Genomic DNA, 16,073 nt, shown 5'->3' with positions numbered 1-16,073 from the left:
GACCTATGGATCCAGTACTTATCGGTGAGCTCCTCTCGGGGTTGATGTTTTTTGGCATTATCGGGTTTCTCCTTCTCGGGTTTCCGGTGGCGTTCACGCTGGCAGGGGTGTCCCTGTTGTTCGGGCTTTTGGGGATGATGTTCGGAGTCTTCGACCCCAGTAACTTCGGCTCTTTGCCCAACCGCTATATCGGTTTCATGACGAACGAGGTTCTGGTGGCCGTGCCGCTGTTCATCTTCATGGGGGTGATGCTGGAGCGTTCCAATATTGCTGAGCAACTGCTGTTGACGATGGGCAAGCTGTTCGGCTCCATGCGTGGCGGTTTGGGTTTTTCGGTGGTGATCGTGGGGGCGATGCTTGCGGCCTCTACGGGTGTTGTCGGGGCGACCGTTGTGACGATGGGGCTGATTTCCCTGCCAGCGATGCTGCGTGCGGGATATGATCCCAAGCTTGCGACCGGTGTTATCTGTGCCAGCGGTACGCTCGGCCAGATTATCCCGCCCTCTACCGTGCTGATTTTTATGGGCGACATGCTGTCGGGTATCAACAGTCAGGTGCAGATGGCCAAGGGCAACTTTGCGCCCACGCCAGTTTCTGTCGGTGATCTGTTTGCCGGTGCCTTGTTGCCCGGTGTCCTGCTGGTTGGTCTGTATATGGCCTATGTGCTGTTCAAGGCCCTGACCGACCCGCAAAGCTGTCCTGCCATGCCGGTTCCCGAAGAAGAAAAGCGCGGATTGATCCGCGAGGTCTTTGTCGCGCTGGTGCCGCCGTTCCTGCTGATCATGGCGGTGCTCGGTTCCATTCTTGGCGGTATTGCCACCCCGACCGAAGCGGCCTCTGTCGGCGCGGTTGGCGCGATGGTGCTGGCGGCGCTGCGCTGGCGTTTGTCCTTTGCGGTGCTGCGGGAAACGGTGATTTCTGCGGCTACGATCACCAGTATGGTCTTTGTGATTCTGATGGGTGCGTCGGTGTTTTCGATCGTCTTCCGTCTGATGGGCGGGGATGAACTGGTGCACGAGTTCCTCTCAAACCTGCCCGGCGGAACCCTGATGGCGGTGGCTGTTGTGATGGCGATCATGTTCGTGCTCGGCTTTATCCTCGACACGTTTGAGATCATCTTTATCGTGATCCCGATCACTGCGCCGATCCTGCTGGCGCTGGATGTGGACCCGATCTGGCTCGGCGTGCTGGTGGGGGTGAACCTGCAAACCTCCTTCCTGACACCGCCCTTCGGCTTTGCGCTGTTCTACCTGCGCGGGGTGGCGCCGGACGGTTTGCCGACCTCTGCGATTTACAAGGGTATCCTGCCGTTTGTCCTGCTTCAGATTGTGGCCATTGCCTGTCTGTTCCTGTTCCCGCAGATCGTGACGTGGCTGCCCAAGGTGATTTCGGGCTGATCCGTACCACACCTGTCAAAACTTGCACCAAGGCCGTCTGTGATCCCGCAGGCGGCCTTCGTCGTACCGTGGGGCAGATCGCGCGTGGTGGAAAAACAAAAGGCCACCCGAAGGCGGCCTTTGTACCATCCTGCTATGGCACGGAGTGAATTGGAGCGGGCGATGAGATTCGAACTCACGACCCTAACCTTGGCAAGGTTATGCTCTACCCCTGAGCTACGCCCGCGTCCTTTTCGTGTGGCAGCGTATAACGAGAAACAGGGCCGGTGCACAAGGGGAAAATTACCGGACTTCGGAAACACAAAAGGCCGCCCGAAGGCGGCCTTTGTATCATCCTGCTGTGGCAGGTTGCGAATTGGAGCGGGCGATGAGATTCGAACTCACGACCCTAACCTTGGCAAGGTTATGCTCTACCCCTGAGCTACGCCCGCGTCCCTTTCGTGAGGCAGCGTATAGCGAGAAACAGAGTCCCTGCACAAGGGGAAAATGAACAAAAACCCGAAAAAAGACCACGCGGCCGGAATGGCTAGGGCACAGGGGTTTGCAAGTGGGTATTAAGGGTCTCTTGCACCAGATCGAAGTCCTCTGAATGCACGATAATCCCGTCATCCGTCAGCAGGATCACCCCATAGGCCGCCGGTTCCGTAGTGCCGAGCGTCATCTCTGCCGTATCAATCGCCAGAGGCATCTGGTGGCAGGTGCTTTTCAACATGGAAAAGCCGAATCCGTCCCAATGCCCCGAGATGGTCCGATGGATATGGCCGCAGATCAGATGAACCTGCACGCCGGAATCTTTCAGCACGGACAGCATTCGCGCATCATCGCGCATCCGGATCTGGTCCATGCCCTTAAAGCCTACCCGAAACGGCGGATGGTGGGAAAACAGCGCAACCCGCTGCCCCGCCGCTTTCGCCTCTGAGAGCTGTCTTGTCAGCCAATCAAACCGCTGGTCACAATAAGCACCGAAATGGGCATAGGAGACCGCAGGAGGCCCGAACAGCGTGTCGAGCGTCAGAACCCGCACTGTTCCGTAGATGTGGCTGGTCTGGAGGAAACCTGCAGCATCACAAACAGCCTGTGGCAACTTTTCAACCAGATTGTCCCGCACATCGTGATTGCCTGCCATCAGGGTGACGGGGAGGTCTACATCTTGCAGAATTTCCTGCACACGGTCGTATTCTTCAGGGGTGCCGGTATCGGCCAGATCGCCCATCAGAATGATCCGCTCCGCGTCAGGGTGGTGGCGCACCCCATGCGCCAGCGCCCTTTGAAATTGTTCAAACGGATCGAGTCCGATGATCTTCTGGCCTTCAGGTGTCATGTGAATGTCGGTGAAGGCCAGAAGTTTGTGCATAGGGTCAGGTCTCGAATTCGATTAACAAATCTTTTGCGTCAACCTGTGATCCGGCTGGCGCGTGAACGGCTTTGACGGTGCCGTCCATTTCCGCGTAAATACCAGTTTCCATTTTCATGGCTTCAATAGTCAGCAGCATATCGCCGGATTTCACCGCCTGTCCAGCACTTACCACCACAGAAGAGATCACACCGGGCATGGGGGCGCCGATATGGGCGGGGTTTCCGGCCTCGGCCTTGGCCCGTTTTGCCGAGGTTGCAGCCGCTTTGCGGTCGGTGACACGCACGGTGCGCGGCTGGCCGTTCAGTTCAAAGAACACACGCGCCTCGCCGCCTTCATCGGTTTCACCCACAGCTTGCAGGCGGATTTCCAACGTCTTGCCCGGATCAATCTCGGCGCTGATCTGTTCGCCCGGTTCCATCCCGTAGAAAAAGGTTTTTGTAGGCAGGGTGCGCACAGGACCATAGGTGCGATGGCGGCCCATGTAATCGAGGAAGACCTTGGGATACATCAGATATCCGTTCAGGTCTTCGCCATCCACCGCATAGCCTTCCAATTCGCCCGACAGTTCTGCACGGGCCTCATCCAGATCGACGGGTTGCATATGTGCGCCCGGACGGGTGGTGGCAGGGGTGTCGCCTTTCAGGATCTTGGCTTGCAGTTTGGGCGGAAAGCCCCCCGGAGGCTGGCCGAGATTGCCGCGCATCATATCGACAACGCTGTCGGGGAAGGCCACGTCCGTTTTGGGGTTCTCCACTTCGGCGCGGGTCAGGTTCTGGCTGACCATCATCAGTGCCATATCGCCTACCACTTTGGAGCTTGGCGTAACCTTCACGATATCCCCGAACATCTGGTTCACATCCGCATAGGTCTGGGCCACCTCGTGCCAGCGGTCTTCCAGCCCCAAGGAACGGGCCTGCGCTTTGAGGTTGGTGAACTGGCCGCCGGGCATTTCGTGCAGATAGACTTCGGAGGCAGGGGACATCAGACCGGATTCAAAGGCCGCGTATTGGCCGCGCACGCCTTCCCAATAATCCGAAATCTCGCGCACGGCTTTGATGTCCAGTCCGGTATCGCGGTCGGTGTGGCGCAGGGCCTCTACGATGGAGCCAAGACAGGGTTGCGAGGTGCCACCGGAAAACGCATCCATCGCCGCATCAACCGCATCGACACCCGCTTCGGCGGCGGCGAGCACTGTGGCCCCCGCAATGCCCGAAGTATCATGGGTGTGGAAATGGATCGGCAGGCCGACTTCGTCCTTCAGGGCCTTGATCAGAACGCGGGCGGCTGCGGGTTTCAGCAAACCGGCCATATCTTTCAGGCCAATCAGATGCGCCCCCGCGGCCTTCAATTCCTTACCCATGTTGACGTAGTAGTTCAGGTCGTATTTTGCGCGGTCCGCATCCAGAATATCGCCGGTGTAACAGATGGTGCCTTCGCAGATCTTGCCGCTTTCCACCACGGCATCCATCGCAACGCGCATGTTTTCCACCCAGTTCAGGCTGTCGAACACGCGGAACACATCAACGCCGGTTTCTGCGGCCTGACGGACGAACTCCTGCACCACATTATCGGGGTAGTTGGTATAGCCAACGCCGTTGCTGGCCCGCAGCAGCATTTGGGTCATCAGGTTGGGCATCCGCGCCCGCAGGTCGCGCAGGCGCTGCCACGGGCATTCCTGCAAGAACCGGTAGGCCACATCAAAGGTCGCACCACCCCAGCATTCCATGCTGAACAGTTGCGGCAGGTTGTGGGAATAGGCTTCGGCCACCGCGATCATATCGTGAGAGCGCATCCGCGTCGCCAGCAGGGACTGGTGCCCGTCGCGCATGGTGGTGTCGGTCAGCAGCAGTTGCTTTTGCTCCCCCAGCCAGTCCACCACGGCCTGTGCGCCCTTGTCTTCCAGCAGGTTGCGGGTGCCATAGGCCGGCGCATCCGCGCGGTTCGCGGGGGGCTTGGGGGCCTTGGCGGTGGCGGCGGGTTTTGGGCGGCCTTCTACATCGGGATGACCGTTGACGGTAATGTCGGCCACATAGGTCAGGATTTTCGTCGCGCGGTCACGGCGTTTTTTGAAGCGGAACAGCTCGGGCGTGGAATCGATGAATTTGGTGGTATAGCTGTTGTCCAGAAATGTCGGATGTTTCAGCAGGTTTTCCACGAAGGCAATGTTTGTGGACACACCGCGAATGCGGAACTCCCGCAGGGCGCGGTCCATACGGGCGATAGCCTCTGTCGGGGTCGGAGCCCATGCGGTGACTTTCTCCAGCAGGGAATCGTAGTAGCGGGTGATCACCGCGCCGGAATAGGCGGTGCCGCCGTCCAGGCGAATCCCCATGCCGGTCGCGCCGCGATAGGCGGTGATGCGGCCGTAATCGGGGATAAAGTTGTTCTGCGGGTCTTCGGTTGTCACACGGCACTGCATGGCATGGCCGCGCAGTTGCACGTCCGCCTGACTGGCCACGCCGGTGGCTTCGGCCAATGTAGCGCCCTCGGCAATCTTGATCTGGCTGCGCACAATATCAATGCCGGTGACTTCTTCGGTGACAGTATGTTCCACCTGTACGCGGGGGTTCACTTCGATGAAGAAGAACTCCTGCGTGTCCACATCCATCAGGAATTCGACAGTGCCGGCACATTCATAGCCCACATGGGCGCAGATTTTGCGGCCCAAAGCGCAAAGCTCCTCCCGCTGGTCTTGCGACAGATAGGGGGCAGGGGCCCGTTCCACCACTTTCTGGTTGCGCCGTTGCACCGAGCAATCCCGCTCCCACAGGTGATAAATCTCGCCGTGCTGATCGCCAAGGATTTGAACCTCTACGTGGCGGGCCCGCTGGACGAGCCGTTCCAGATAGCCTTCACCGTTGCCAAAGGCGGCTTCAGCCTCGCGGCGGCCCTCCAGCACTTTTTCTTCCAGCTCGTCCGGTGACATGATCGGGCGCATCCCGCGACCGCCGCCGCCCCAGCTTGCCTTGAGCATGAAGGGATAGCCCACTTCCGCGGCCATGCGGTGGATCTCGTCCATATCGTCGGGCAGCACTTCGGTGGCCGGAACAACCGGCACGCCAGCCTCGATCGCAACCCGCCGCGCGCTGGCCTTATCCCCCAGCTGACGCATGGTTTTCGCCTTGGGGCCGATAAAAGTAATGCCCGCGTTAGTGCAGGCATCCACAAAATCAGGGTTCTCCGACAGCAGGCCATAGCCCGGATGGATCGCGTCGGCACCGCTCATCTTGGCGACGCGGATGATTTCCTCAATCGACAGATAGGCGGCAACAGGGCCAAGACCTTCTCCGATTTTATAGGCTTCATCCGCCTTGAACCTGTGCAATCCGAGCTTATCTTCCTCCGCATAAACGGCCACCGTCCGCTTTCCCATTTCATTTGCAGCACGCATGATGCGAATGGCAATTTCACCGCGGTTGGCAATCAGGATCTTGGAGAAGTTCTTCATCTGGGCTTGGTCCTTGTTGGGGTGGGCAGCGTCAATTCTGACTTTTGGTGACAAATGCGTAGCGTGGAAAATGCTGCAGCGCAACAAAAGCGGTAATTTTGTCAAAGAAGGATTTTCGGGTGAAGTTCGGGGCGTTGGAACATTTTGAGAACACGCGCTTTAACTCGGGCGTGGATGGGGCTAGAATACAGTGATGAGCAATTGGGAAGAATCAGACGCCTTTGAGGCGGCCGCCGCAGTTCCTTTGTCGCAGCGTGCTATGGCGGCACGGCCTGCGCCCTATCTGGACGGGTTGAATCCGGCCCAAAGGGACGCTGTTGAAACGCTGGACGGGCCGGTTTTGATGCTGGCCGGTGCCGGAACCGGCAAGACCAAGGCGCTGACGGCGCGGATTGCCTATCTGATGCACACGGGACGGGCACAGCCGAACCAGATTCTGGCAGTGACCTTCACCAACAAGGCCGCGCGGGAGATGAAAAACCGCGTGGGCGGGTTGCTCGGTGAAATGGTCGAAGGCATGCCGTGGCTTGGCACTTTCCACAGTTTGTGTGTGAAACTGCTGCGCCGCCATGCGGAACTGGTGGGGTTGAAAAGCAACTTCACCATTCTGGATACGGACGATCAGATCCGCCTGTTAAAACAGCTTATTCAGGCCGAACACATTGACGACAAACGCTGGCCGGCGCGGATGCTGGCAGGATTGATCGACGGATGGAAAAACCGGGCTTTGACACCGGATAAGGTGCCGGGTGCCGAAGCAGGCGCCTTCAACAACAAGGGCAGCGATCTGTACGAGGCCTATCAAAACCGCCTGAAGGTGCTGAACGCTTGCGATTTTGGCGATCTGCTGCTCCATATGGTGGTGATCTTTCAGAAATACCCCGATGTGTTGGCCAAATACCAACACTGGTTCCGCTATATTCTGGTGGATGAGTATCAGGATACCAACGTGGCCCAATACCTTTGGCTGCGTCTTCTGGCGGCAGAGCATAAGAACATTTGCTGTGTCGGGGATGACGACCAGTCGATCTATGGCTGGCGCGGGGCGGAAGTGGGCAACATCCTGCGATTTGAAAAGGATTTTCCGGGCGCCAAGACCGTGCGGCTGGAACAGAATTATCGTTCGACGCCTCATATTCTGGGGGCGGCCTCCGGTGTGATCGCGGGCAACGAAAACCGCCTTGGCAAAACGCTGTGGACCGACCAGCCCGAGGGCGAGAAAGTCCGCCTCATCGGTCATTGGGACGGTGAGGAAGAGGCCCGCTGGATCGGTGAGGAAATCGAGAATTTCCAGCGCGGGACACGGGGGCATGATCCGATCAGCCCCGAAAGCATGGCGATTCTGGTGCGCGCCTCGCACCAGATGCGCGCGTTTGAGGACCGTTTCCTGACCATCGGTCTGCCCTACCGCGTGATCGGGGGGCCGCGATTCTATGAGCGGATGGAAATCCGCGATGCGATGGCCTATTTCCGCGTGGCCGTCAGCCCTGACGATGCGCTCGCGTTTGAGAGAATCGTCAACACGCCCAAACGCGGCATCGGGGACAAGGCCCAGCAGACCATCCAGATGGCCGCCCGTGAAAACGGTGTCAGCCTGCTGGAAGGGGCGCGAATCGTGGTGTCCCAAGGCGGATTATCCGCCAAGGCCCGCGCCGCTTTGCGTGAACTGGTCGAAGGCTTTGACCGCTGGTCTGCCCTGATCCGCGAAGATAAAACCAGCCATATCGAAATCGCAGAGCAGATGCTCGAAGAATCGGGATACACCGACCACTGGCGCAACGACAAAACCCCCGAAGCACCGGGTCGTCTGGAAAACCTTAAAGAACTGGTGAAGGCGCTGGAAGAGTTTGAAAACCTGCAAGGCTTTCTGGAACACGTCAGCCTGATTATGGAAAACGAACAGGAAGACGACGTGGAAAAAGTCAGCATTATGACCCTTCACGCGGCCAAAGGTCTGGAATTTCCTGTGGTGTTTCTGCCCGGTTGGGAAGACGGGTTGTTCCCGTCGCAACGCTCTATGGATGAAACCGGCCTCAAAGGGGTAGAGGAAGAACGCCGCCTTGCCTATGTGGGGATCACCCGCGCCGAGGCTTTCTGCACCATCAGCTTTGCTGCAAACCGGCGGGTGTTCGGCCAGTGGCAATCATCGCTGCCAAGCAGGTTTATCGACGAACTGCCGGAACAGCATGTGGATGTGCTGACACCGCCCGGCCTGTACGGGGGCGGTTTCGGGGCCGCGGCCAGCAGTCAGACGTTTGACGGGGTCAGCAAGGGGTCTGATCTGATGGATAAGGCCAGCCGCGCAGATGCCTATAACTCTCCGGGTTGGAAACGGATGCAGGCCCGTTCAAGCCAGCGGGGAATGTCCCAGCCGCGGGAAGCCAAAGGGCTGGTGATCGACAGCAAGGCAGTTTCCGTTCACCAGATGGGGGACCGCGTGTTCCACCAGAAATTCGGCTATGGCGCAGTGACCGGGATTGAAGGGGATAAACTGGAGGTCGCCTTTGAAAAGGCAGGCGTGAAGAAAGTCGTCGCCAGCTTTGTCACCAGCGCGGATGATATCCCGTTCTAGGGCTTGCGAATGGGAATTGTCGTCGGACTTAAAAAAAGGCGCAGCGGGAAACCGCAGCGCCTTTTTTGACTTATCCCCGAGGGGACGGAATTTATACGCCGTAAACCGCAGTGCGGGAAACCGATTTGATTTCGGAACGGGAAATGCCCAGGTCTTCCAACTCACGTGTGGACAGAGCGGACAATTGGGTAACTGTTGCGCGGTACTGACGCATTTGCACAGCCGCGTGGAAAGCGTCTGCAACAGAGGCGCGCAGGTTTGCGAAGAATGAGTCACGTGTGTTTGTGTTCGTAGTGATCGAAGCCATTGGAAGATCCTTTCCGGCGTTGTGTGTCTATCGTTTCATGTTCTTGAACAGAACCTAGTCATTTAGGTCCCTCGGAGAAGACCGCATTTGGTCAATCCCGCTATGCGTTAAACGCATGGATGTCGTTTTCAAAAAATAAACGGCGGTGCGAGGGAGGGCGCACCGCCGTTATTCTTCGGATCGCCCCAACAGGGAGGAAAAAGGCGATCCGTTGGTTCAGCCGATACCGGCTGACAGCTTGGTAACTTTGTAAAAACTGCCCACTTGCGTGGATTGGGAGGAACTGCAAGTTTTCAAAGATCACCGAAGCGTTGAGGCTTATCTAGGGGTTGATCCGCCAAAGGGAAAGACCCGTTTAATCAACCCCGCTATGCAGATTTCGCATAGCTGTTTTACAGGCATGCTAGGGCCGCAGGATCAGAGCAACTGGCTCTGTAAAAAGGCCTTCGCCGCACTGCATCGCGGCGCTGTGAAAAACCCAGCGGTCTCTGCCTGCTCCAGCATTTGCCCCTTGGAAAAGAACAGAACCTGACGGGCTATGCGGCGGGTCTGGACCAGATCGTGATTGGACAGCAGAACCGGCGTAGTGGCTGCAGCCTCTATGATCATCGCTTCCATCACCTGACTGGCCGCAGGATCAAGCCCGGCAAAAGGCTCGTCCAGCAGCAGGGCGCGGGGATGGGTAACAAGCGCGCGGGCAAAGCTCATCCGGCGCAGTTCCCCCCCTGACAGGGTGGCGGCAGGGGCATGGGCGCGATCTTCCAGCCGTGCCCGCAGTAACGCCTGTTCAACCCGTTCCTGCCTTGCCTTGCGGGGCAGGCCGCGGGACTGCAAGGCGAACTCAATGTTCCTCGCAACCGACCGGCGCAGCACCACAGGGGATTGCAACATCACGCCCCTGTACGTCCGACTGTCCCTTGCGGGCTGTCCCTGCCATCGCACTGTTCCGCGATCCGGCAGCAAGGTGCCATGACACAGCGACAGGAACAGGGATTTCCCCGCACCGTTCGGCCCGAGCACCGCCGTAATCCCCGCAAGCGTCAGGTCCAGATCAAGCGGTCCCAACCTGCGCGTGCCCTTAAAGCTGAGGCTCGCCTGATCAATCTGAAGCCGGATCATTTGCGCACCATCTGATAGACCTCACCCCGACGGGCAACCGCGTGGATCAACAGGTTGATGCCAAAAGCGATGGTAATCAGCACCAGCCCAAGCGCCAGCGCCAGCGTAAGGTTCCCCTTAGAGGTCTCCAGCGCAATCGTCGTGGTCATCACGCGGGTCAGACCGTTGATATTTCCGCCGACAATGATCACCGCGCCGACCTCGGCCAACGCCCGCCCGAAACCGGCCAGCACCGCCACAGCCACGGCAAAACGGGCATCCCAGATCAACGTGCGAACCTGCAAGGAGCGGGGCGTATCAAGGGCGGTGAACAGCTTGTCGTAATCCCGCAGCAAAGGCTCCACCGCCTGATGGGTCAGGGACAGAACAATCGGAAGGATCAGAATGCTCTGGGCGATGATCATAGCTGACGGCGTGAACAACAGGCCAAGCGGCCCCAGCGGACCGGAACGGGACAACAGCAGATAGACAGCCAGCCCCACAACCACAGGGGGCAGTGCCATAAACGCGGTCGCGACCACCAGCAACAGCCGACGGCCCGGAAACCGCAGGATCGCCAGCGCGGCTCCGGCAGGAATGGCGACCAGCGAGGCAATCAGTGTGGCGGTCAGGCTGACCTGCAAGGACAGGGTGATAATTGCAAACAGGTCGCGGTCCGCGGAGAGAATCAACGACACTGCGGTAGAAAGTATATCCATGCCGTTTCAAACACCGCTTTTAACGGATGCCTCTTGCCCTTTTGCCTGTGATGGACAAGTTAAGGTCGAATGGCGCAAGAGCGCAACCGCAGAACAGAGGAATAGCACCATGGCCGCGACACAAGCAGAAATTCTCGACGCGTTGAAGACCCTGAAACTTCAGGACGGGCGCGATGTTGTCAGCGCCGATTATGTGCGTGCGCTTGCGATTGAGGGCAATACCGTCCGTTTCGTGCTGGAGGTGCCCCCGGAACTGGGCCCCACGATGGAACCCTTGCGTCAGGCGGCGGAAAAGATCGTAGCGGGGCTTGATGGCGTCGATAAAGCGTCCGTGCTGCTCACAGCCCACGGTCCGGCGCAATCTTCCCCCCAGTCAAAAGAACCACCACAGCTTAAAATCGGTGGCCATCCCAAGCCAAGCGCGGATCAGGCGCCGGTGGCAGGGGTGGACCGGATACTGGCCATTGCATCGGGCAAGGGCGGCGTTGGCAAATCCACAGTCTCCAGTAACCTCGCCGTGGCGCTGGCGCGGCAGGGGCGGCGTGTGGGGCTGCTGGATGCGGATATCTACGGCCCCTCCCAGCCCCGTATGATGGGGGTGAACAAACGGCCAAGCTCGCCTGACGGGAAAACCATCATCCCGTTGAAGAACCACGGCGTAACCATCATGTCCATCGGCCTGATGCTGGAAGAAGATCAGGCCGTGGTCTGGCGCGGACCGATGTTGATGGGGGCGCTGCAACAGATGCTGGGGCAGGTGGAATGGGGCGAACTGGATGTGCTGATCGTCGATCTTCCGCCCGGCACAGGGGATGTGCAACTGACACTGGCGCAAAAGGCCAAGGTGACAGGGGCGATTGTGGTCTCTACCCCGCAGGACGTGGCGCTGCTGGATGCACGCAAGGCGCTCAACATGTTTGAAAAGACCAAAACGCCCGTGCTCGGCATGATTGAAAACATGTCCACTTATATCTGCCCGAACTGCGGCCATGAGGAACACCTCTTCGGTCATGGCGGTGCCGCATCCGAGGCCGAACGCCTTGGTCTGCCCTTTCTTGGAGAGATCCCGCTGAACATCGACATCCGGCTTGCGGGGGATGGTGGAACGCCAATCGCCGCCACGGATTCGCCCCACGCAGAAGCCTATGCAAAAATCTCGGCCCGTCTGGTGGCCGGTGGAATGGCTTAAATACCGAACGCTCTGATCCCTTGGGACCAGAGCGTTTCTTGCCCCGGCACACGCCTTCTTCTGGCTCTTAAATATCCGAATCTGTCTCCCGCCACCATCGCCCCCGCCCGATAGAGTATCTGAAAACCAAACCGCCCTCGCACAGTCCCTCGGCGCTGAAAACGGGCTGGAACAGCTGCCAATTCCGGTTATTTTTACGTCCCAACGCAGAAAACCGGATTTCCCTGTTCAAGTTGCCCCCGATTGGGTTGACAGGGGGCAGGAGTGGTGTAGAACGCCAATTCGAGATTTCGCAGCGCTGCCTGCCGAGGAGATATCAGATGGCTAAGCCAACCACGATCAAAATCCGCCTGAATTCCACAGCGGACACCGGCCACTTCTACGTGACCAAGAAAAATTCGCGCACTATGACTGAGAAAATGGTCGTGAAGAAATATGACCCCGTCGCGCGCAAGCACGTCGAGTATAAAGAAGGCAAGATCAAGTAATTGATCCAATCCTTTCTTTTTTGAAAAAGCCGCGATCCGTCGTGGCTTTTTTCGTTTGCAGCGTCCGTTTCAGGACGGTCACAGACTAGGGTCCCATTTCGGGCAATCTTCAAAAGAATAGGGGCAGCTCCGGGAGAGCCGCCCCTATCCTTTGAAAAGATTTAGGTGCTTAAATATAACGACACCGCGTCGTTAACCTAAGGTAACTTAAATCTTGTTAACTATCCCGTGAATAGTTCGTCAAAAACCGGCGAAGTTTTTGACGTTACTCCGGTTTTACAAGCAGTTATTCGACAAACACCCGAATTCCGGACCCTGTACTCTACTAAAAATTGCAGAATCCCGATGTTTCCCTGTGATCAGGCCCGCTCGGCGTATTCCATGGTTTCGGTGTTCACCACGATGGCTTCGTCCTGTCCCACAAAGGGGGGCACCATGACCCGCACGCCATTGTCCAGCACCGCCGGCTTAAAGCTATTGGCCGCTGTCTGACCCTTAACCGCAGGCTCTGTCTCGACCACGGTGCAGGTCACTTTCTGGGGCAGGGCTGCCGAAATTGCTTCCGCTTCGTAATATTCGATCTGGATTGTCATCCCGTCCTGCAGGAAGGGGCGGCGGTCGCCCAGAATATCGGCGGGCAGTTCGATCTGCTCGTAGGTTTCCATGTCCATGAACACCAGCATCCCGTCCGTCTCGTAGAGGAACTGCTGGTCTTTCTGATCAAGCCGGACCTTCTCAACCTTATCGGCAGAGCGGAACCGCTCGTTCAGTTTGGAGCCGTTACGCAGGTTCTTCATTTCCACCTGTGCAAAGGCGCCACCCTTGCCGGGTTTCACGTGATCCACTTTGACCGCGATCCACAGACCGGCGTTATGTTCCAGGATATTTCCCGGTTTGATCTCGTTGCCATTGATTTTTGGCATGCATTTTACCCTTTGCGCGGTTGATTTTTGGACCCTCAAGCCTATATATTGTGCCAATGCGCAATTCAACCCGCAGTACGGCCTTGGCGGCTGCGATAAGGGACACAGAATAAGGTATGTGTCCGCTGCATGGCTCTCTTGCGTTTGCGGGCCTATCGAATCGTCACAGAAACGCCATATTGCGGTAACAGCCGGTAAAACTAAAAAGTAAAGAGGACGTGATGTTCGATTACGTTGATGAAACTGCTATAAATAACGATCAGGGAAAACGCTCTCAGAAGCTTTTCGCTGCGGTCGTTCTCGCTGCTCTGGATGATGCCATTGCGGATGACAAGAAATACGGAAACGGCGTGGATTCCATCGCCCGTTGGGCCCGCTCTCGCGATGGCCGTGAGGTGCTGATGTGCGCCGGTATCGAACCGACAGAGCGCTGCGTCAAAGGCATGATGGAGTTCGTGGACCGTGGTGTGCGCACCTCTGTCGCGCTGAGCCGTGAAGAAAGCGAGCGCCAGCAGGCTGCAAAAGCAGCCTAAGCTGACCTAGCGTAAGCTTTTGACTTTATTAAAAAACGCCCCGCAACCCGCGGGGCGTTTTTTCGTGTCCGACCGTTTCCAAGTCTTCGACAGACCGCGCTGGTGGCCGGTTTGTTCAGTAGGTTGTGAAGGGGATCTCCGGCGGAACCTGTCAGCGCCTTTTGCGGCGTACAACCGGCACGCGGGAGCGGACCAGCGGTGTGTCGGTCGGGGGATGGGGTGGATGGCCTTCGGTCACGCTCCAGAAGCGCAGACCGCCCCGTGACAGCCAGTAGGGCAGGCTCAGCAGGATGCCCGCAACAAAGCCCCCCACATGCGCCCAATAAGCCACGCCGCCCCCGTCGGTGGGTGTTGCAAATCCGCCAAACAGCTGTAGCCCCAACCACACGCCCAGCACGATCCATGCACGTAGCGCAAAGGTTTTGAAGAAAATGATGAAGATGACCACGACGTCAACGCGTGCGCGCGGGTAAAGCAGCAGGTATCCGCCCAGCACTCCGGCAATCGCACCGGAGGCGCCAACGACGGGAACCGGCGAAAAGGGATCGGCCATGACCTGCAAAAGATCCGCCGCCACCCCGCAAAGCACATAAAATCCCAGAAACTTCAAATGTCCGAACGCGTCTTCCATATTGTCCCCGAAGATCCACAGGAACAGCATATTCCCCGCCAGATGCATCCAGCCGCCGTGCAGGAACATAGAGGTAAAGATCGTATGCAGATCTGCCCCCGCACTGACATTGCGCGGGATCGTGGCCCAATCCTGCCAGACCGCTGCAAGCGCATATTCATTACCACTGGCCGCAGGATAATAGGCGAGGAAGATCAGGATATTTGTGGCCAGAAGAAGATAGGTGACAAATGGCGTGCGGCGGGAGGGGTTGTGATCGCGGATTGGAAACATGGATCAGCCGTTCGCCGCGAAATAGGCACCCGCAACTGCCGCGATGATCAGCCCGATGATTACGGCAATGGCAATCTTCACTTTGGAATAGGGCCGCTCTCCGCGCACGGTTCCGGTTTGCCCGTTCACTACGAACCGGTAGGTGTTGCCGCGGTATTTATAGGCGGCCATCCACACCGGCAGCAGGATATGTTTGAAGGTCACGTCACTGACCGCGGTGTCCACCCGCGTCACCCGTTGTTTGTCGCCGCCGATGTCGAATTTCACATCCCGCAAGATCATGCGGTCCATATAGCTGCGGGCCTCTGCATAGCCCTCGTCCAGCGTGACGGTGTAGCTTTCTGCGCGAAAACCGGCGAGGAACTGGGGGTCGTAGGGCGCGAGTTCGGACAGGTCCCACGGCGCCAGCGCATCTGTATAGGTTTTGGGCAGGGATCTGGAGCCGAGCACCAGGACATCGTCAAAGAAACGGGCTACCCGACCCGAAGTGGGCGTCCAGCGGGTTTTGGGAACCTGCCGCGTTTCCGTCACCATCTTGCCGTTGCGCTGCACCTGCACCCGCTGGGTCACATAATAAATGTCTCCACGGGCCCCACTGTAGTTTGATCGGGTGTCAGCGTCATAGGTCCAGTAAGGAATATATATTCCCTGCATCGCGCGGCCTTTGCGGGCGTATTCCTGCAAGCCGTTTGGCGCAAACCACAAAGAGCCGAGCCATTCGGTCATGCGTTCCCGTGCCTGTGGCTCGGTCAGGGCGAAGGGCACCAGCGCGCGGGGTTTGATCTGGCGTTGTGCGCCTGTATCCGTGACGATCGGCGTCGCGCAGAAGGGGCATTCGGAGGCGTGGGTCTTATCGTCGAACTCTATCCGTGCGCCGCAGTTTTCACATGTGACCGTGCGGATTTCCTCGGTTTCGGCGGCGGGCAGTTGGGCGCGCAAAGCCTGTTGGAAGTCCTGTTCCCTGATCACAGCCCGCGTCTGTGGCGGAGTGATTTCCTCTGTTGCGCCGCAGTGGTCGCAGATCAGCTGTCCACTGCCGGGCGCGAACCGCATGTCAGCGCCGCAGGTGTGGCAGGGAAAGCGGTGTTCGGCTGGTGCTGGGGGGGCGGGGTCCATGGTGGCTCGGTCTTTGGAGATC

Annotated in this window: 13 protein-coding genes and 2 tRNA genes; 5 read left to right on the top strand and 10 right to left on the bottom strand. The window is 58.2% G+C overall.

The window, feature by feature from the left end; translation table 11 throughout:
* Window positions 1-5 precede the first annotated feature (5 nt).
* Complete coding sequence (locus BFV97_RS10420) at window positions 6-1,397, top strand: TRAP transporter large permease (protein WP_069300312.1); 1,392 nt, start codon at window positions 6-8, stop codon at window positions 1,395-1,397.
* Window positions 1,398-1,548: 151 nt separating this feature from the next.
* On the opposite strand, the gene BFV97_RS10415 is transcribed toward BFV97_RS10420, so the two are convergent.
* The 4 genes from BFV97_RS10415 to BFV97_RS10400 all read right to left on the bottom strand — a co-directional run bounded on the left by BFV97_RS10415 (window position 1,549) and on the right by BFV97_RS10400 (window position 6,202).
* Window positions 1,549-1,623 (bottom strand) — tRNA-Gly (locus tag BFV97_RS10415).
* Window positions 1,624-1,753: 130 nt separating this feature from the next.
* Window positions 1,754-1,828, bottom strand: a tRNA-Gly gene (locus BFV97_RS10410).
* A gap of 95 nt (window positions 1,829-1,923) precedes the next feature.
* Window positions 1,924-2,751, bottom strand: a complete 828-nt coding sequence (locus BFV97_RS10405; protein WP_069300311.1) for a metallophosphoesterase — start codon at window positions 2,749-2,751, stop codon at window positions 1,924-1,926.
* A gap of 4 nt (window positions 2,752-2,755) precedes the next feature.
* Complete coding sequence (locus tag BFV97_RS10400) at window positions 2,756-6,202, bottom strand: pyruvate carboxylase (protein ID WP_069300310.1); 3,447 nt, start codon at window positions 6,200-6,202, stop codon at window positions 2,756-2,758.
* A gap of 193 nt (window positions 6,203-6,395) precedes the next feature.
* On the opposite strand from BFV97_RS10400, the gene BFV97_RS10395 reads away from it, so the two are divergent.
* Complete coding sequence (locus BFV97_RS10395) at window positions 6,396-8,774, top strand: ATP-dependent helicase (RefSeq protein ID WP_069300309.1); 2,379 nt, start codon at window positions 6,396-6,398, stop codon at window positions 8,772-8,774.
* A gap of 91 nt (window positions 8,775-8,865) precedes the next feature.
* Here BFV97_RS10395 and BFV97_RS18950 read toward each other — a convergent pair whose 3' ends face one another.
* The 3 genes from BFV97_RS18950 to BFV97_RS10380 all read right to left on the bottom strand — a co-directional run bounded on the left by BFV97_RS18950 (window position 8,866) and on the right by BFV97_RS10380 (window position 10,898).
* The gene (locus BFV97_RS18950) at window positions 8,866-9,081 is read right to left on the bottom strand and encodes a DUF1127 domain-containing protein (protein WP_069300308.1); all 216 of its coding nucleotides are present in this window, start codon (window positions 9,079-9,081) and stop codon (window positions 8,866-8,868) included.
* Window positions 9,082-9,498: 417 nt separating this feature from the next.
* Window positions 9,499-10,200: an ATP-binding cassette domain-containing protein gene (locus tag BFV97_RS10385; RefSeq protein ID WP_069300307.1), complete on the bottom strand. Its 702-nt coding sequence runs from the start codon at window positions 10,198-10,200 to the stop codon at window positions 9,499-9,501.
* Window positions 10,197-10,898, bottom strand: coding sequence for an ABC transporter permease (locus BFV97_RS10380; protein WP_069300306.1), 702 nt, complete (start codon window positions 10,896-10,898; stop codon window positions 10,197-10,199). The genes BFV97_RS10385 and BFV97_RS10380 overlap by 4 nt, the downstream gene beginning before the upstream one ends.
* A gap of 109 nt (window positions 10,899-11,007) precedes the next feature.
* On the opposite strand from BFV97_RS10380, the gene BFV97_RS10375 reads away from it, so the two are divergent.
* On the top strand, window positions 11,008-12,087 hold the full coding sequence (locus BFV97_RS10375; RefSeq protein ID WP_069300305.1) for an Mrp/NBP35 family ATP-binding protein: 1,080 nt from the start codon (window positions 11,008-11,010) through the stop codon (window positions 12,085-12,087).
* 320 nt (window positions 12,088-12,407) lie between these two features.
* A complete protein-coding gene (gene rpmG, locus BFV97_RS10370) occupies window positions 12,408-12,575 on the top strand; it encodes a 50S ribosomal protein L33 (protein ID WP_069300304.1) in 168 nt (55 codons plus the stop codon).
* A gap of 359 nt (window positions 12,576-12,934) precedes the next feature.
* On the opposite strand, the gene efp is transcribed toward rpmG, so the two are convergent.
* The gene (gene efp / locus BFV97_RS10365; RefSeq protein ID WP_069300303.1) at window positions 12,935-13,498 is read right to left on the bottom strand and encodes an elongation factor P; all 564 of its coding nucleotides are present in this window, start codon (window positions 13,496-13,498) and stop codon (window positions 12,935-12,937) included.
* Window positions 13,499-13,719: 221 nt separating this feature from the next.
* On the opposite strand from efp, the gene BFV97_RS10360 reads away from it, so the two are divergent.
* Window positions 13,720-14,031 (top strand): DUF6280 family protein, encoded by a 312-nt coding sequence (locus BFV97_RS10360; protein WP_069300302.1) that lies wholly within the window; start codon window positions 13,720-13,722, stop codon window positions 14,029-14,031.
* Between the two features lie 151 nt (window positions 14,032-14,182).
* Here BFV97_RS10360 and BFV97_RS10355 read toward each other — a convergent pair whose 3' ends face one another.
* Together BFV97_RS10355 and BFV97_RS10350 are read right to left on the bottom strand one after the other, a co-directional pair.
* Window positions 14,183-14,935 carry a rhomboid family intramembrane serine protease gene (locus BFV97_RS10355; protein WP_069300301.1) on the bottom strand — a complete coding sequence of 251 codons (753 nt, stop codon included), beginning with the start codon at window positions 14,933-14,935 and terminating at the stop codon, window positions 14,183-14,185.
* Window positions 14,936-14,938: 3 nt separating this feature from the next.
* Window positions 14,939-16,051, bottom strand: coding sequence for a TFIIB-type zinc finger domain-containing protein (locus tag BFV97_RS10350; RefSeq protein ID WP_069300413.1), 1,113 nt, complete (start codon window positions 16,049-16,051; stop codon window positions 14,939-14,941).
* Window positions 16,052-16,073: the final 22 nt, after the last annotated feature.

Origin of the sequence: Neptunicoccus sediminis (assembly GCF_001719615.1) — a bacterium.
Lineage (GTDB): Bacteria > Pseudomonadota > Alphaproteobacteria > Rhodobacterales > Rhodobacteraceae > Amylibacter > Amylibacter sediminis.
This window is presented reverse-complemented; position numbering and strand designations above follow the sequence as displayed.